The organism is Pedobacter sp. GR22-6 (genome assembly GCF_037402555.1).
Taxonomy (GTDB): Bacteria; Bacteroidota; Bacteroidia; order Sphingobacteriales; family Sphingobacteriaceae; genus Pedobacter.
The window spans coordinates 613,220-629,509 of the sequence record NZ_JBBEUC010000003.1; the positions used below are offsets into that span (position 1 = coordinate 613,220).

Annotated in this window: 16 protein-coding genes; 8 read left to right on the plus strand and 8 right to left on the minus strand. The window is 42.7% G+C overall.

Annotation, left to right across the window (positions count from 1 at the left end; genetic code table 11):
- Positions 1 to 5: 5 nt before the first annotated feature.
- A complete protein-coding gene (locus WAE59_RS16560) occupies positions 6 to 1,004 on the plus strand; it encodes an NAD(P)H-dependent glycerol-3-phosphate dehydrogenase (protein WP_337857083.1) in 999 nt (332 codons plus the stop codon).
- 47 nt (positions 1,005 to 1,051) lie between these two features.
- Positions 1,052 to 1,390, plus strand: coding sequence for a hypothetical protein (locus WAE59_RS16565; protein ID WP_337857084.1), 339 nt, complete (start codon positions 1,052 to 1,054; stop codon positions 1,388 to 1,390).
- A 59-nt stretch (positions 1,391 to 1,449) separates the two neighbouring features.
- Here the strand turns inward: WAE59_RS16565 and WAE59_RS16570 are convergent, their stop codons facing one another.
- Together WAE59_RS16570 and WAE59_RS16575 are read right to left on the minus strand one after the other, a co-directional pair.
- Positions 1,450 to 3,300, minus strand: a complete 1,851-nt coding sequence (locus tag WAE59_RS16570; RefSeq protein WP_337857085.1) for a DEAD/DEAH box helicase — start codon at positions 3,298 to 3,300, stop codon at positions 1,450 to 1,452.
- 84 nt (positions 3,301 to 3,384) lie between these two features.
- On the minus strand, positions 3,385 to 3,792 hold the full coding sequence (locus WAE59_RS16575; protein ID WP_337857086.1) for a DUF4293 domain-containing protein: 408 nt from the start codon (positions 3,790 to 3,792) through the stop codon (positions 3,385 to 3,387).
- A gap of 85 nt (positions 3,793 to 3,877) precedes the next feature.
- Here WAE59_RS16575 and truA point away from each other — a divergent pair, with 85 nt between their 5' ends.
- The 3 genes from truA (at position 3,878) to WAE59_RS16590 (ending at position 7,311) form a co-directional block, all read left to right on the plus strand.
- Entirely contained in the window at positions 3,878 to 4,636 is a 759-nt protein-coding gene (gene truA / locus WAE59_RS16580) for a tRNA pseudouridine(38-40) synthase TruA (RefSeq protein WP_337857087.1), read from the plus strand.
- A 3-nt stretch (positions 4,637 to 4,639) separates the two neighbouring features.
- Entirely contained in the window at positions 4,640 to 6,418 is a 1,779-nt protein-coding gene (locus tag WAE59_RS16585) for an ABC transporter ATP-binding protein (protein WP_337857088.1), read from the plus strand.
- Positions 6,419 to 6,501: 83 nt separating this feature from the next.
- Positions 6,502 to 7,311 carry a 3-keto-disaccharide hydrolase gene (locus WAE59_RS16590; RefSeq protein ID WP_337857089.1) on the plus strand — a complete coding sequence of 270 codons (810 nt, stop codon included), beginning with the start codon at positions 6,502 to 6,504 and terminating at the stop codon, positions 7,309 to 7,311.
- Here the strand turns inward: WAE59_RS16590 and WAE59_RS16595 are convergent, their stop codons facing one another.
- Both WAE59_RS16595 and WAE59_RS16600 read right to left on the minus strand, forming a co-directional pair.
- Positions 7,312 to 7,746 carry a hypothetical protein gene (locus WAE59_RS16595; RefSeq protein ID WP_337857090.1) on the minus strand — a complete coding sequence of 145 codons (435 nt, stop codon included), beginning with the start codon at positions 7,744 to 7,746 and terminating at the stop codon, positions 7,312 to 7,314.
- The gene (locus tag WAE59_RS16600) at positions 7,733 to 8,962 is read right to left on the minus strand and encodes an MFS transporter (RefSeq protein ID WP_337857091.1); all 1,230 of its coding nucleotides are present in this window, start codon (positions 8,960 to 8,962) and stop codon (positions 7,733 to 7,735) included. Before WAE59_RS16600 ends, WAE59_RS16595 begins: the two co-directional genes overlap by 14 nt.
- 102 nt (positions 8,963 to 9,064) lie before the next feature.
- Here WAE59_RS16600 and WAE59_RS16605 point away from each other — a divergent pair, with 102 nt between their 5' ends.
- Positions 9,065 to 9,967: a LysR substrate-binding domain-containing protein gene (locus WAE59_RS16605; protein ID WP_337857092.1), complete on the plus strand. Its 903-nt coding sequence runs from the start codon at positions 9,065 to 9,067 to the stop codon at positions 9,965 to 9,967.
- An 89-nt stretch (positions 9,968 to 10,056) separates the two neighbouring features.
- Entirely contained in the window at positions 10,057 to 10,929 is an 873-nt protein-coding gene (gene sucD / locus WAE59_RS16610; protein WP_337857093.1) for a succinate--CoA ligase subunit alpha, read from the plus strand.
- A gap of 125 nt (positions 10,930 to 11,054) precedes the next feature.
- Here sucD and fabG read toward each other — a convergent pair whose 3' ends face one another.
- The 4 genes from fabG to WAE59_RS16630 form a co-directional block, all read right to left on the minus strand.
- Positions 11,055 to 11,798, minus strand: a complete 744-nt coding sequence (gene fabG, locus WAE59_RS16615) for a 3-oxoacyl-[acyl-carrier-protein] reductase (protein ID WP_337857094.1) — start codon at positions 11,796 to 11,798, stop codon at positions 11,055 to 11,057.
- A gap of 21 nt (positions 11,799 to 11,819) precedes the next feature.
- Positions 11,820 to 12,893, minus strand: a complete 1,074-nt coding sequence (locus WAE59_RS16620) for an agmatine deiminase family protein (RefSeq protein WP_337857095.1) — start codon at positions 12,891 to 12,893, stop codon at positions 11,820 to 11,822.
- A 9-nt stretch (positions 12,894 to 12,902) separates the two neighbouring features.
- Entirely contained in the window at positions 12,903 to 13,772 is an 870-nt protein-coding gene (locus WAE59_RS16625) for a carbon-nitrogen hydrolase (protein ID WP_337857096.1), read from the minus strand.
- Between the two features lie 65 nt (positions 13,773 to 13,837).
- Positions 13,838 to 14,236 carry a cysteine-rich CWC family protein gene (locus WAE59_RS16630; protein WP_337857097.1) on the minus strand — a complete coding sequence of 133 codons (399 nt, stop codon included), beginning with the start codon at positions 14,234 to 14,236 and terminating at the stop codon, positions 13,838 to 13,840.
- Here WAE59_RS16630 and WAE59_RS16635 point away from each other — a divergent pair.
- A complete protein-coding gene (locus WAE59_RS16635) occupies positions 14,124 to 16,262 on the plus strand; it encodes an LruC domain-containing protein (RefSeq protein WP_337857098.1) in 2,139 nt (712 codons plus the stop codon). The two genes, WAE59_RS16630 and WAE59_RS16635, sit on opposite strands and share 113 nt — an antisense overlap.
- The last annotated feature ends 28 nt before the right edge of the window (positions 16,263 to 16,290 follow it).

Below are 16,290 nucleotides of genomic sequence, written 5' to 3' on the forward strand. Positions count from 1 at the left end.
ATACTATGACACCTAAAGTTGCGATGATTGGTGGCGGTAGTTGGGCTACTGCGATCATAAAGATGCTTTCTGATAATTTTACAGCCAAAGAAATTTACTGGTGGATGAGGAGTTCAGAAGCGATCTCGCATATTGGTAAGTACCGGCATAATCCAAATTATTTGAGTTCTGTAGAGATTAGGATTCCTGCAGACCGTATCTCCAGCGATATACAGAAGATCGTTAGCGCAGCAGATTATATCCTTTTGAATGTGCCTGCCGCCTTCCTAAAGGAAACCCTGGCACCTATCACTGCTGATCAGCTCAAAGGAAAGAAGATCATCTCTGCAATCAAGGGTATTGTACCGGATGAAAACCTCATAATTGGAGAGTTTTTGAATCAGAAATATGGAATCCCATTTGAAGATATTGTCGTGATCAGTGGACCTTGCCATGCGGAAGAAGTTGCGCTTGAGAAGCTTTCCTATCTCACTATAGCCTCTATGGATGTTTCCCTGGCAGAGACCTTTGCAGACCTGTTAAATACCCGCTATATTAAAACAAATGTTTCTGACGATATTTTTGGGACTGAATATGCAGCGGTGTTGAAGAACATCTATGCGGTGGCAAGTGGTATCTGTCATGGTGTGGGCTATGGAGATAACTTTCAGGCTGTTCTGATTTCCAATGCTATTCGTGAGATTAAACGATTTGTAGAAGCTGTACATCCTATTTCCAGAGATATTAAAGAGTCTGCTTATCTGGGCGACCTACTTGTAACAGCTTATTCGCAATTTAGCCGAAACCGTACCTTTGGGAATATGATTGGAAAGGGCTATACTGTGAAATCAGCACAGTTAGAAATGAATATGGTTGCGGAAGGGTATTATGCAGTAAAGTGTATGCACCATATCAATAAAAAGTACAAAGTAGATATGCCAATTAGCAGGGCGGTCTATGCCATTCTTTACGAAAAACACGCGCCCCAGATCGAAATGCGCCTACTGACCGAGCAGCTGAATTAGCAAACAAAAGCAATGCAGCACTTGTTCTATTGGCAAACATTAAAGCTATGAAAACAAAATATTTAGCAGGACTGCTGGTGCTGGCAATGAGTGCAACAGTACTCGACGAGGGAAAAGCTCAGGAAAAGAAAAAAGAAACGGTAGGACAGTCTATCGACAAAACAGGAAAAGCAATCGGTAAAACAGCGACTAAAGTAGGAAATAAGACCGCTGAGGTTGCAGTAAAAGGTGGTGCTAAGGTAGTGGACCAGACCTTTAAAGGTAAAATGGCGCCTGATGGTTCCAATGTATATATAGATGGTAAGAACCAGAAATATTATATCAATAAGAAAGGTGCAAAGATCTACTTGAAAGCTTCAGAAATTAAAGACAGGCCTAAACCTTAAATCATAGAAAAGCCCTTTAGCTATGCTAAAGGGCTTTTCTTATTTTGAAATCTTAAAAACTAAGATCTGCGTTTTCTGTCGCTGCTACCTTCGCGTCTGCCAGATCCGCCGCGGTCTTCACGGCTTCTTCCAGAGAAATCTCTAAAACCACCGCCGCTATTTCCGCGTTCCCCACCTTCACGTCTGCCGCTTCCAGCTCTTCTATCGCCATCACGTCTACCAGCATAACCGCCACCGCCTCTTCTTTCGCCACCGCCAAAGCCACCACGGCTACGACCAGCGCCATCACCGTCAGCTGTTTTTTCGATCCTCACTCCACGGTTGTTGAATTCGACACCTTTAAAGTTATTGAATAAAGATTCTACAGTAGCATTTTCTACTTCAAAGAATGAATACACACCTTTCAAGTCGATCTTGCCTATGCTTTTGCCGCTGATCTTTCCGTTATTGCAAACGAAAGAAAGTAAATCGCCACGGGTAAAGTCATCTACTGAACCGAGGTTGATGAACAGGCGTGTGTAACCTTCGCTACTTCTCATACCTCTTTCGCCACGCTCTCCGCGTTCTCCGCGATCGTCTCCTGAAGAGTTCAGGTCCGGTGCGTTTTTATAGTACTCTAAGAAGCGGTTGAATTCTAAGGAAGCAAAACGTTTGATCACTTCTTCTTTGCTCAGTTCGGCAAATTCGTCCATGATGCGTGGGATGTATTGCTCAATCTGTGCTTCGTTCACTTCAACATTATGCACTTTGTGTACCAGGGCAAACAGTTGTTTTTCACAAACATCAAAGCCCGTTGGCAATTCTGCTTTTGTAAACTGTTTTCCTATGATTCTTTCAATCTGACGTATTTTGCCAATCTCTTTAGAGTTGACAATACAGATAGATACACCGGTTTTACCAGCACGTCCGGTACGACCACTACGGTGGGTGTAACTCTCAATTTCATCAGGTAAAGAGTAATTGATTACGTGTGTCACGTTGTTTACGTCAATACCACGGGCGGCAACATCAGTAGCAATTAGCAATTGCATGTTACGGTCCCGGAAGCGTTGCATCACCTTATCGCGTTGTTGTTGCGAAAGGTCTCCGTGCAATGCATCAGCATTGTAACCATCTTTGATGAGGTGCTCCGCTACGTCCTGGGTGTCCAGTTTAGTTTTACAGAAAACTACTGCAAAAATCTCAGGGTTGAAATCGACAATACGTTTTAGTGCTGCGTATTTATCCCTAGCACGTACAGTATAATATTCGTGCTCGATATTTACGTTGCCGGTATTTTTTGTTCCCATGGTAAGCTCTACAGGAGAGTCCATGTAATTTTTAGCTATCCTTCTAACCTCAGGAGGCATAGTAGCAGAGAATAACCATGTTTTTTTGTCATCAGGAGTTGTCGACAAGATGTCGTTGATGTCTTCCTGGAAGCCCATGTTTAACATTTCATCAGCTTCGTCAAGTACTACATACTTCACGTTACTGAAATCTATCGCCTTACGGCCGATAATGTCCAACATGCGGCCCGGTGTAGCCACTACTATTTGTACACCGATCCTAATTTCACGCAGCTGTTGCATAATGTTTGCGCCACCGTAAACGGCAACGACATTAGCACCAGAGATGTTTTTGGAGAAATTTTTGATGTCGCTCGTAATCTGTAAGCACAGCTCTCTCGTAGGGCACAAAATTAGCGCCTGAGGCTTGTTGCTTTTAAAATCGATCAATTCTAACAGAGGTAAACCGAATGCGGCTGTCTTTCCTGTTCCTGTTTGGGCCAAACCAACAAAATCGTTATTGCCCTCTAACAGCACAGGAATACTTTGTTCCTGAATAGGTGTTGGATTTTCGAAACCTAAATCCTTTACGGCATTAACAACGTCATCACTTATCCCCAATTTACTAAATGGGTTTATCATGTAATATAATTTATTAAGCCGCAAAGGTACGGTTAATAATTGGCATTTTATAGAAGTGTAACTAAATAAAAATGAGGCAATTAATTATCTGAGCCTATCTGCAGACCTAAGTAATTGCTCGTCCCGTCTAATTCCACGGTAAGCGAGTGCTGAAAAGATGATGCTCAGAAGTGGCATGAATGCGCCTATCGAAGGTTTTACATCCTCCAGACCACCAGGAAAATCCCGGAAGGTAACGAAGATCCAGGCACAAAGGGCGAGGGTAAGCACAATATTTAGCAGGATGAGATTTTTTTGCAGGCTTCTGTTTTTGAAATTGAAAATGTTGAGTAAACTCAATAAAGCGATAAACAGATTTGCGATCAGTAGTAGTGTAGATGGTCTGGGAACTTCAGGTGCATCGGCAGGTAAGGTTACTGGAGGTAATACCAACAACAATAAAATAGTAAGGCCTGCCAACAGCAGCCAAATCGATTGTATTCTCTGTATCATATCAATTCAATAATTTTAACAAAGATATCAAAAGGCCTAAACTAAGCAATCTGATATATGATTTAAAAAAGATAAATTTGTAGCCTTGAGCACACAACGTTACTTTATAGAATTGTCTTATAACGGCACCGGGTACCATGGCTGGCAGATACAGCCCAATGCCATTACTGTGCAGGAATGCCTGGATAATGCGCTGTCAGTTTATTTCAGACAGCCAGTGGTCACTTTGGGTTGCGGAAGAACGGATTCTGGTGTACACGCCACGCAATTCTACGCACATTTCGATCTCGAAGTTAATCCCGAAAAGAGACCGGACCCCGAGCGTTGCTTAACAGGGATCAATTCCTTACTGCCTTACCAGATTGCTATTAAGCGTGTTTTTGAGGTGCATAACGATGCACATGCGAGGTTTGATGCTACAGCAAGAGCTTATAACTACTACATCCACTTTCATAAAGATCCCTTTAAACTGGAGCGCTCATGGTTATTTAAAGGCGAACTCGATATCAATGCCATGAATGCTGCTGCGGAAAGGTTGATGGATCATACTGACTTTTCTTGTTTCAGTAAATCCAATACACAAACTTTTACCAATAACTGTAAAATTACGGCAGCATATTTTGAGCAAAAAGAGGATGGACTTATATTTACCATACGCGCGGACAGGTTTCTTCGCAACATGGTCCGTGCTATCGTCGGTACATTGGTGCGGATCGGCAAAGGTGAAATTGATATGGAGCAGTTCGAAGCGGTCATTGCCAGTAAAGACCGAAGCAGTGCCGGACAATCCGTGCCTGCCTGTGGTTTGTACCTTGTGAATGTAGTTTACCCCTTTGTAACCTAATCTATGTCTAAAATAACCGGAGATGCCATTAATGTAGGTTTATTGAAAAGAGTTTTTCTGTATGTAAAGCCGTATAGAAATATCTTTGCCTGGTCCATTGTGCTCACAATTTTACTGGCGTTGATCGCACCGGTAAGGCCTTTTCTAATTCAGTACACGCTAGATCAGTATATCATGAAGGATAATTACTCCGGTCTCCTGTCCATGACTATTCTGATGTTGGTAATGCTTGTACTTCAGGCATTGATCCAGTTCAGTCATACTTACCTGACTAATACATTAGGCCAATCCGCTATCCGCGATCTGCGTATTAATGTGTTTAACCATATCACTCAATTGAGACTCAAATATTTCGACAATACACCAATTGGACAACTGATCACCAGGACAGTATCAGATCTGGAAACCATAGCTGAAATCTTTTCTGAGGGGCTTATCGTTATCATAGGGGATATACTGATGGTGATCGTTATCATTGCCGTAATGGTATATAGGGATTGGGCGCTTACGTTGGTCGTATTACTGCCTATGCCTTTACTTATCGTTGCTACTTCTGTATTTCAAAAAGCCATTAAATCAGCCTTTCAGGAAATTCGAACACAGGTGTCCAATCTGAACACTTATCTGCAGGAGCACATTACTGGTATTTCTATTATCCAGTACTTTGCACGTGAGGAGCAGGAGTATCGTAAATTTGTGAAGATCAACGCGCTTTACCGCGATGCAAATATCCGCTCGAACTGGTATTATTCGATCTTTTTTCCGGTGGTTGAAATTATATCGGCCATGTCGCTCGGACTTCTGGTTTGGTATGGAGCAAAAAGCATCCTGGAAAAGCCCATGGAGGTGAGTCCGGGTACAATTGCCGAATTTATACTTTACATCAGTATGCTGTTTCGCCCTATCCGTGAGCTTGCAGATAAATTCAATACCCTACAGATGGGTATGGTGGGGGCAGAACGCGTGTTTAAGGTGCTGGACACAGATGAGGTGACCACTAACGATGGCGTTTTGGCACCAGTGGCTATGAATGGTGCTATTTCTTTTCAAAATGTATGGTTCGCCTATAATGATGAGAATTATGTATTGAAAGATATTTCTTTCCGGGTGGATGCTGGCAAAACCATTGCGCTTGTAGGGGCTACAGGTGCTGGAAAGTCTTCAACAATCAATATTTTGAATCGTTTCTATGAAATCGGTAGAGGGGAAATTTGCATTGACGGAACCCGCATTCAGGATTATGAATTAAACTACCTGCGCAGCAATATAGCTACAGTGCTTCAGGACGTATTCCTCTTCTCAGACACCATCTTCAACAACATCACACTGAACAATCCCGATATCAGTATGGAAGAGGTAGTGGATGCTGCAAAAAAGGTTGGCGCGCATGAATTCATAGAAAGACTTCCCGGCGGATATCACTATAACGTCATGGAAAGAGGGGCGACGCTGTCGGCGGGACAAGCACAACTGATCTCTTTTATCCGTGCACTTGTTTATAATCCGGCCATTCTGGTGTTGGATGAAGCAACATCTTCTGTAGATACGGAAACTGAAATGCTCATCCAGCGTGCCATAGAAAATCTGATGAAGGGACGCACTTCTATCGTCATCGCCCACCGCTTGTCGACAATTCAAAAGGCTGACCAGATTCTGGTTTTGGATAAAGGAGAAATCAAGGAGATGGGAACTCATCAGCAATTGTTGAGATTAAATGGCTACTATAAAAAACTGTACGATTTGCAGTTCAATTCCTCAGGGCTGAAAGTCGATGAAGGGTGAATTTCCGGTAATATAAAATGAATTTTTGATCAGCAGAATGTGGTAGAAAACTGTATTTTGCAGCGCAAACCAAAATTTAGCTCATGAAAAATGCTTTTTTTGCCCTCCTGATCTCTGGTCTTACTCTTTTCAGTTGCGGCCTCAAACAGAATGTAGGTGCTTCTGCTGAAGATAAGGGCTGGAAACAGCTGTTTAATGGAAAGGATATCAACGATTGGTTCGTCAAAATCTATCATCATGAAGTCGGGGAGAACTTTGGAAATACTTTTAGGGTTGAGGATAGCATCATAAAAATACGTTATGATCAATATGACGATTTTAACGATCAGTTCGGCCATTTGTATTATAAAACCCCTTATTCCTATTATCATCTTAAATTTGAATATCGCTTTGTGGGCAAACTGCAAAAAGGTGCGCCAAGTTATACGCTGCTGAATAGCGGTGTAATGTTTCACTCCCAGGATCCCAGGACGATGCTCAAAGAACAGGACTGGCCAATTTCAATTGAAATGCAATTGTTGGCGGGTCTAGGAGACGGTAAACCAAGACCGACTGGAAATATGTGTTCACCTGGTACAAATGTGGTATATCAGGGCAAAATCGCCGCAGATCATTGCATCAATTCGAGTTCAAAAACTTACGATGGTGAGCAATGGGTAAAAGGGGAGCTCATTGTTCTTGGAGATTCATTGATTAAGCACATCATCAATGGTGATACGGTGCTGCAATATTCCAAGCCACAGATAGGTGGTGGTGTAGCTAATGGTTACGATCCCAAGATAAAAGTCGACGGTAAACTACTGAGCAGCGGTTTCATTGCACTGCAAAGCGAAGGTCAGCCAGTAGATTTTAAGAACATCCGGATCAAAGACCTTTCTAAACTGAAAAAATAGTTACACGTTTTCGTCAGCCACAATTATAATATCTTTATCCAATTTTACCGTGTGCAGCACTTTAGTCTTTTCACTATAGACCACAACTTTGTTTTCATCCAGATATTGGACTAGCCGGTAAGGTGTGGATTTCTGGACGTATCTCCATTGGGTATAAAACTGCTCTTCAGTTTTTACCTCTCTGGGTAGGTAAGTAATCACCGCTTCAATATCGATGATGCTGTCTATAAAAAAACGACTGTTTGTGGTCAGTATCTGTTGTGCTTTTTCATCTGTTTTGAATTCCTGGATAACGATTTCGCGAAGTTCCGTTGCCGATTTGCTTGGATTTCTATTAATGATGTCTACAATAAGGTTGTTCACCTCATGTTTAGTTTTAAGGAATTTCTCATTGCCGACATGACTGATGCGAAAATAGATGTTAAGTGGTTTCATGTTGTATAAACATATGGAAATTTTTAGTATTTCTCGCTTTATACAATACAAATAATACCGCTGCGAGTATCCCGGTCAGCCCGGCAATTCCTACAGCATGTCGGGGTCCGAATGCATGTGCTGTCCAGCCGATCAGCAGACTGCCAATTGGGATCATGCCCTGATAGGCCATCACATAGTAGCTGATTGCCCTTCCTCTCATCTCAGGACTTGCGTGCGTCTGTATGTAGGTGTTGATTGCAGAAGTCTGTGCCATCATGCCTAACCCACTTAGACCCATAAAGAATAATGCGAGTAATAGTATTGAAGAGTAGGCCAGAAGGATGAGGCTAAAACCGAAAATGACGCTGGCTATAATTACAATCTTTGTGAGTGGTTTAGCAGATTTCAACTGAGCCAGATACATGGCACTGAGGACAGAACCAAAGCCTGCGGCACTCTCAAACCAACTGAACGTTCCTGCATTTCCTTTGAAGAGGTCTTTTGCAAAGATCGGCATAAGCGTATTGAAAGGAATCACAAAAAGGCTGCTGATTCCGATCATAACCAGCATGCTGCTCAGTTCCTTGTCTCCGGAAATATATTTAAAACCATCTTCCAATTCTGTCCAGATGCTTTTTTGAGAACTGGGGCTGAGGGTAACATTTAGTTTCATCAAAAATAGACAGCCGAGTACAGGGATGTAGCTTAGGAAATTGCCGATAAAACAGAAGTCCTCTCCGAAAGTGCTAAGTATAACGCCAGCAATAGCAGGGCCAATGATTCTTGCCAGATTGGTCATTGTTGAATTGAGTGCGATTGCGTTGGGTAGGTCTGACTTTTCTTCCACCATATCTACCATGAGAGATTGACGGCAGGTTACATCAAATGCATTAATGACCCCCTGAAGTAAGCTTAAAGCAATAATCGCGGGAATACTATAGTATTCGAAAAAAATAATTGCGGCCAATGCTCCTGCCTGTAACATAGAAATGATCTGGGTGATCACCAATATTTTATATTTGTTGTGTCTGTCAATCAGGCTTCCTGCATATGGGGAAAGGAGGAGCGAAGGGATCAGGCTAACGAAAGCAACCGTTCCAAGGAGCATTGCTGATTCGGTAAGCCGATATACCAGCCAGCTAACCGCCGTCTTTTGCATCCAGGTACCTACAAGGGAAATGGATTGTCCATAAAAAAAGAGTTTGAAATTGCGGTATTTTAAAGATCTGAACATGTATTTTGAATTGATGATACAAAAATCGGCATAAAATAGATAGTGGTAAAATTGATTGTTTTAATGATATTGATTAGTTTTAACGATTGATTATTTCGTGTTATGGAGTTTAGGCGATTGGGATATTTCATTAAGGCAGCAGAAATGTTGCATTTTACACATGCGGCAGAAGCTAGTTTTGTGACACAGTCGACGCTTTCCCAGCAGATCAAGCAATTGGAAGAAGAGCTTGGGACGCAATTGTTTGACCGGGTAGGTAAGCAGATTAGGCTGACGGAAGCTGGAAGAGTGTTCTTGAACCATGCCCAACAGGTAATGCGTGATGTGAAAAAGTCTAAAGAGGCAATCAAGGAACTCAACGATATGGTTAGTGGCGAACTGAAGATTGGTGTGACCTATGCCTTCAGTTCGATGTTATTACCCGCCCTGGCTCCATTTAGCGCCAAATATCCCGGAATCAAAATCATTGTGGAATATGGTACTGCTGGTGAATTGGAACAGCAGTTGAAGCTAGCTGATCTGGATGTAATACTCGCGTTTCATGACCAATCAGACAACACAGGACTTGAGATGGAGCCTTTATTTTCTTCCAGAATTATGATGGTTGTTTCAAAAAGGCATCATTTAGCCAGTATGAAAAAGATTTCCCTTTCAGAACTGGGCAAAGTTGAGCTTATTTTGCCAAGTAAAGGCTTCAGCTCACGTGATCTACTCAATCAACTGTTTAGTGAGCGGAATATCAAACCCTTGATAAAGATCGAAATGAATGATGTACACTCACTACTTTCTATGGTAGATGAGGGTCAATGGGCTACCATCATCAACGAAAAGGCAATTCTTACCTGGGAAAACCTGATAGCCATCCTCATTGCTGGGAAAGAATACTACAAACAGGCCTTTGTATTGTGGCAGAAAGGTGTTTATCGCAAACGTTCAGCCACACTCTTTGCCGATGAACTGATCCGGATTCTGCAAGTAAGGAGTGGAGATAAGAAATTGTCTTAATCATATTACGTAATTCTTTGCATTTTTTTTAAAAATGTTCTGGAATGCTAAGCTCTTTTCTCTAAGTTTGCACAAAAAAATAAAGATACATGAGTGTTTTAGTAAATAAAGATTCAAAAGTTATAGTTCAGGGCTTTACAGGAAACGAGGGTACTTATCATGCTTCTCAAATGATCGAGTATGGAACAAACGTTGTTGGCGGTGTTACCCCAGGAAAAGGTGGCCAGACTCACTTGGAAAAACCAGTTTTCAATACTGTGAAGGATGCGGTCGATCAGGCCGGCGCCAATGTATCTATTATTTTCGTTCCCCCAGCTTTTGCTGCAGATGCCATCATGGAAGCTGCTGAAGCTGGAATCAAAGTAATTGTTTGTATCACTGAGGGTATTCCTACAAAGGATATGATCCAGGTGAAAGAATATATATCCGACAAAGACTGCCGTTTGATCGGTCCTAATTGTCCGGGGGTGATCACTGCTGATGAGGCTAAAATTGGTATCATGCCAGGTTTCATCTTCAAAAAAGGTACGGTGGGTGTCGTTTCCAAATCAGGTACACTTACTTATGAAGCCGTAGATCAAGTGGTAAAAGCAGGATTAGGCATCACTACAGCGATTGGTATCGGTGGTGACCCGATCATTGGAACAACTACTAAAGAAGCAGTAGAACTGTTGATGAATGACCCTGAGACAGAAGGTATCATCATGATCGGTGAGATTGGTGGTGGTATGGAAGCTGAAGCAGCACGCTGGATCAAAGAAAATGGTACTAAACCAGTAGTAGGGTTCATAGCTGGACAAACTGCTCCTGCAGGCCGTAGAATGGGGCATGCTGGTGCTATTGTAGGTGGTGCAGAAGATACCGCTGCTGCCAAGATGAAGATCATGGCGGAATGCGGGATTACTGTAGTAGAAAGTCCTGCAGAGATCGGCGCAGCAATGGCTGGATTGTTAAAAAAATAAGAAGACCTTCTTGTATAATGTAAAAGCTCTGGTGATCTGATCATCGGAGCTTTTTTATTTAAGCATGAAAATAAAAAGGGGGGATGAAAACTCATCCCCCCTTCCTGTATTTGAGATAATGGTTCTTATAGCATACCGCCGCATACAGATAATACCTGTCCGGTAATGTATGCACTCATATCGGAAGCCAGGAATAGGCAAGCGTTAGCTACATCTTCCGTGTCTCCAGCTCTTTTCAGGGGGATGCCTTCTTCCCATCCCTGCACCACTTTGGGGTCAAGCACCTCTGTCATTTCTGTACGGATGAAGCCAGGTGCAATCACATTCGTACGAATGTTGCGTGAACCCAGCTCTTTTGCCAACGATTTAGAGAAGCCAATGATTCCCGCTTTGGATGCAGCGTAATTGGCCTGACCAGCATTGCCCTGTACACCAACTACGGAACTCATATTGATAATGGATCCTTTGCGTGCCTTCATCATTACTTTAGAAGCAGCTTTAGATACGTTAAATACAGACTTCAGGTTAACATTGATCACCTCGTCCCAATTCTCTTCGCTCATGCGCATTAAAAGACCATCTTTGGTAATTCCTGCATTGTTCACTACGATATCTAATGCGCCAAAGTCAGCAACAATGTCTGTGATCAGCTGCTCTGCTTCAGCAAATTTTGAAGCATCTGAACGATAGCCTTTTACTTGGGTACCGAAAGCCTGCAATTCTGTCTCCAGTGCCTGGCCTTTTTCTACTGAGGACAGGTAAGTGAATGCAACATTGGCGCCCTGTTCTGCAAATTTCTCGGCAATCTTACGGCCTATTCCTTTCGACGCACCTGTGATCAGCGCTGTTTTTCCTGCTAATAATTTCATCTAATTTGTTAGTATGGTTATCTATATGTTTTTTGTGGCCGGTTCCTGCTGGCTCAGGCAGTGGAAACTTCCCAGTCCCCATATAATATCTGTAGAATCTATTCCTACCACTTCGCGGTCAGGAAATACACTTCGGATGATCTCCAGCGCTTTCTGATCATTCACATCCCGGAAAGTCGGCACGATGACTGCGGCATTGGCAATATAGAAATTGGCATATGAAGCAGGCAAACGGGTATCCTCGTATATTACTGGCGAAGGCATAGGCAATTCAACTATATTTAATGATCTGCCATCCTTTAGACGTAGCGTCTTCAATGTTTCCAGATTTTCCTGCAGCAGATGGTAGTTTTCATCCAGAGGGTTACTTTCTACAACGGTCAGTACAGTATCTTCATTTACAAAACGTGTAATATCATCAATATGTCCGTCGGTATCATCCCCTACAATTCCGTCTCCAAGCCAAAGCACCTGTTCAGCACCATAGAATTCAAGTAAGTATTGTTCGATCTGTTCCTTATTCAGTTCAGGATTTCTATTTTCATTGAGCAGACACGCCGTGGTAGTTAGAATTGTACCTGCACCATTAAATTCCACAGATCCGCCTTCCATCACAATGCCTGGATGGTATACCGGTAGATTGAAATGTTGTGCAATCTTTGTAGGAATGATATCGTCCAGATCGTAAGGTGGATATTTCCCGCCCCACGCATTGTAACCCCAGTCTACTACGGCTTTTTCAGTACCGGACTTGCCCAAGAGAAAGGCGGGTCCATGATCCCGGCACCAGGCATCATTACTCGAATTGAAATGAAACTCAATCTGGCTCAGATCCGCACCGGCTTTTTCTAATTCTGCAATAGCAAAAGCCTTGGTAGCCTCATCGTTGATGTTGATGCGGACTTTTTCTCCCTTAGCTACAACCTTGATAAATTCACAGTAAGGAGCATAGATGGTTTCAATTTTTCCTGGCCATGAAGCCTCTTTATGCGGCCAGCTGAGCCAGGTTGCTTCGTGCCTATCCCATTCTGCGGGAAAGCTATAACCCTTTTTTTTGGGGCTATTGTTGAATATTACTTCGTTAAATGATGACATTCCCTGTTCTTAATCTTCGTCAATATACCTTTTAGTGATTTGCGAATAACTATCTATTCTTCTGTCGCGAAGGAATGGCCAGTGGGTTCTGTAGCTATCAGATTTCGATAAATCCAATTCTACCACCTTTAAAGTTTCTTCATGGTGTGGCGCCTGGTAGATGACAGTTCCAAAAGGATTGGAAACAAATGAACCTCCCCAGAATTCTACACCTGCTTCTTCTCCTACACGATTGATGCTCACGACAGGGATCCCATTGGCTACAGAATGAGAACGTTGTATGGTTTGCCATGCATTATATTGTTCGTTATTGGTCTGTTCATCCTGTGTAGTCGCCCATCCTATAGCGGTAGGATAAACCAGGAAGTCGGCTCCCATTAAGGCAGTGATGCGAGCTGCTTCAGGATACCACTGATCCCAGCAAATTAGCACACCGATTTTTGCATATTTGGTCTTAAATACTTTGTAGCCAAGGTCTCCGGGTGTGAAGTAGAATTTTTCGTAGAATCCAGGATCGTCAGGGATATGCATTTTCCGGTATTTACCGAGATAAGTTCCATCGGCATCCAGTACGGCAGTAGTATTGTGGTAAAGTCCTTCTGCTCGTTTTTCAAAAAGAGAAGCAATAATAACTACTTTCAGTTCAGCAGCTACTTTAGACAAGATGTCTGTTGATGGTCCCGGTATGGATTCCGCCAACTTGAAGTTGTCGTAGTTTTCTTCATCACAAAAATATAAAGAAGTAAAGAGCTCCTGAAGACACACTACCTGTGCACCTTGTGCGGCAATCTCACGGATTTTTACAATCGCTTTATTTAAATTTTCCTGTTTATCACTGGTGCAACTCATCTGCACCAGTCCAACCTGTACTTTCGCCATGCTTTTCTCAACAAATTATTTGCTGCAAAGTTAGCCAAAAAAAATAAATAAGGTTCGGATCCGAGCTATATAGCAGTCAAAATATCCCGGTACTCCTGCTGTAAAGAAAATAAACAAAATGAACAGAGGCAGCCATCATGTTGTTCACTAATGTATTGCATTTCGTTCAGACTAAGCTGAACCACGCTGCATTGGCATTTGGTGTAGGAATTTGCCTTACACTCTATGGGAGAACCACAGCGCTCACAGGATATGATCTCGTGTTTACTCATGCTGGGACAAAGATACATGCTTTTCATGGTATTCACTTTGTTGATCCTCTTTATTACATTACTATTAAAAAAAACGGCCATGAGAACTTTCTTCCCTTTCTTTTGCCTGTTTTTCATCGCTGCAGTGGTTTTGAGCTCCTGCAAGAAAAACAGATCAGATGTTCCCGACCCTACTACTCCCGGGACAGACATTCCTAATTCATTCAGGTACGCAACAACTAAAGACCTTTCGGTGTCTGTTCAGTTGCTGACCAATGACAACAAGCCCATTAAAGGGGCTGTCCTAAGCGTTTCTGATCCCAGTGGGAGCGACAAACTTTTTTTAAAAGCGGTCAGTGATGCCGATGGCTATGTGAGGGGTAAAATTACAGTTCCCTCTTATCTGGACACATTGCTCATCAGCCCCAATTTTGTTGGGCTCATCAACAATGCTAAGGCGTATGTAGGTGGGAAAACTTCCGTTAGCGCGATCTTAGGTGGCACTTTCACTGCTAGTGGTGACATTGTGCCTAATCAGATTCCACCATATACTGGAGACCCTGGCACGATATTGAGCCTCCAAAACAAAAAAGCTGATGTATCAGCCCGGGGACTTCTGACAGTTACTTATGGTTATCCCTCACCTTATACCGCTTCTTCAGATGCCGTAGTAAACAGCAGCACTTACCCCTCGAGTCTTGGTAGACCAAAGTATCTGGAGAACACACCAGATGTCATTGACGCGAGTTTGCTCAATTATGTAAATGCTTCTCTACCAGAAGGTAAGCCCTTGACAACTACTCATCCGGAATACTTGACAACGAATGTTGGTTCAAACATCGTAGTGACGCAGACCAGCGATGTCTGGATTACCTTTGTTTCTGAAGGTGCGGGCTATTTGAACTCACTGGGATATTATGCTTATGATACGGATAATCCTCCGTTATCTGTTACAACAGGAACTTCACTTGGAGGTATTGATAAAGTGACAATGGTCTTCCCAAATGCTTCTGCTTACCAGTCTGGTGGTGGATTGAATTCAGGTGATAAAGTGAAAGTTGGCCGTTTTGAGGCAGGTACGACCATTGCTTTTGTGCTGCTTCAAAATGCATGGACAGGATCGGGAGTATCAACCAGTGGTACTAAATTTTATTCCGAAGCCAAGTTTAATCCTGAAATTGCGAGTACCAGGAAAAAACATTCTGTCATGCTGTATGATAATGTCCATAACTTGTTCCTTTTTGGTTTTGAAGACATCAATAGAGAGCAGAGTTCTGACAATGACTTTAACGACCTTGTCGTTTATGCAACTTCAAATCCAGTGACAGGAATCAGTACAGCTAATGTAGCAACTATCGATAAAGGTGGTGACACGGATGGAGACGGGGTACTTGACGCTCTGGATGATTTCCCTAATGATGCTTCTAAAGCCTATATCACTTATTTCCCATCGCAAAATGGCTACTCTACTCTGGCTTTCGAAGATTTCTGGCCACAGAAAGGGGATTATGACTTGAATGACTTAGTTGTCAATTATCGGTATACTTTCATCTCTAACGCATCAAATGCCGTAACCGAGATGACTGGTGAATACCTTCCTGTCGCGGCAGGTGCAAGCTTTAAAAATGGCTTTGGAGTGCAGTTGCCGGTTGCAGCCTCTAAGGTGGCATCTGTAACAGGGCAGGTACTACAGAGCAACTATATTCAGTTGGCTTCCAATGGCGTAGAGGCTGGGCAAGCCAGAGCTGTCATCATTCCATTTGATAACCATCAAAATCTGTTGAAAAATGCTGATGGTACGGACCAGGTGAATACAAATCCTTCTAAGCCAAAGGTTACGCCAACTAAGGCTACCGTTTTGATTAAGTTTGCGAGTCCTGTTTCTGCTGCTGAAATCGGCAATGCACCTTTCAATCCTTTCCTGATCAGTAGTTTGAGAAGAGAATATGAGATTCATCTTCCCGATAATGTACCTACGGACAAAGCAAACAAGTCCATTCTTGGTACTCAGGACGATGCCAGTAATCAGGGTACAGGGAAATATTATATGAATAAGGAAAATGCACCCTGGGCGATCAGCTTCACAGATACATTTGTTTACCCTATAGAGGGTAGGGCAATTTCAGATGCGTATCTGCGCTTTCTGGATTGGGCCAAGTCGGGAGGTACAGCTTATAAAGATTGGTATACCAATACCGGCTCTGGGTACCGAAATACTTCAAATCTCTACACTAAATAATTGTTTGATATAACAAAAGGGCCGGTTC

Excerpts from the sequence above, each read along its gene's own strand:
- WAE59_RS16635 (WP_337857098.1), top strand. The coding sequence starts at position 14,124 with ATGAGAACTTTCTTCCCTTTCTTTTGCCTGTTTTTCATCGCTGCAGTG.
- WAE59_RS16625 (WP_337857096.1), bottom strand. The coding sequence starts at position 13,772 with ATGGCGAAAGTACAGGTTGGACTGGTGCAGATGAGTTGCACCAGTGAT.
- WAE59_RS16600 (WP_337857091.1), bottom strand. The coding sequence starts at position 8,962 with ATGTTCAGATCTTTAAAATACCGCAATTTCAAACTCTTTTTTTATGGA.
- sucD (WP_337857093.1), top strand. The coding sequence starts at position 10,057 with ATGAGTGTTTTAGTAAATAAAGATTCAAAAGTTATAGTTCAGGGCTTT.
- WAE59_RS16630 (WP_337857097.1), bottom strand. The coding sequence starts at position 14,236 with ATGTCTGTCCCGGGAGTAGTAGGGTCGGGAACATCTGATCTGTTTTTC.
- WAE59_RS16565 (WP_337857084.1), top strand. The coding sequence starts at position 1,052 with ATGAAAACAAAATATTTAGCAGGACTGCTGGTGCTGGCAATGAGTGCA.
- WAE59_RS16585 (WP_337857088.1), top strand. The coding sequence starts at position 4,640 with ATGTCTAAAATAACCGGAGATGCCATTAATGTAGGTTTATTGAAAAGA.
- WAE59_RS16620 (WP_337857095.1), bottom strand. The coding sequence starts at position 12,893 with ATGTCATCATTTAACGAAGTAATATTCAACAATAGCCCCAAAAAAAAG.
- fabG (WP_337857094.1), bottom strand. The coding sequence starts at position 11,798 with ATGAAATTATTAGCAGGAAAAACAGCGCTGATCACAGGTGCGTCGAAA.
- WAE59_RS16570 (WP_337857085.1), bottom strand. The coding sequence starts at position 3,300 with ATGATAAACCCATTTAGTAAATTGGGGATAAGTGATGACGTTGTTAAT.
- WAE59_RS16560 (WP_337857083.1), top strand. The coding sequence starts at position 6 with ATGACACCTAAAGTTGCGATGATTGGTGGCGGTAGTTGGGCTACTGCG.
- WAE59_RS16575 (WP_337857086.1), bottom strand. The coding sequence starts at position 3,792 with ATGATACAGAGAATACAATCGATTTGGCTGCTGTTGGCAGGCCTTACT.
- WAE59_RS16595 (WP_337857090.1), bottom strand. The coding sequence starts at position 7,746 with ATGAAACCACTTAACATCTATTTTCGCATCAGTCATGTCGGCAATGAG.
- WAE59_RS16590 (WP_337857089.1), top strand. The coding sequence starts at position 6,502 with ATGAAAAATGCTTTTTTTGCCCTCCTGATCTCTGGTCTTACTCTTTTC.
- WAE59_RS16605 (WP_337857092.1), top strand. The coding sequence starts at position 9,065 with ATGGAGTTTAGGCGATTGGGATATTTCATTAAGGCAGCAGAAATGTTG.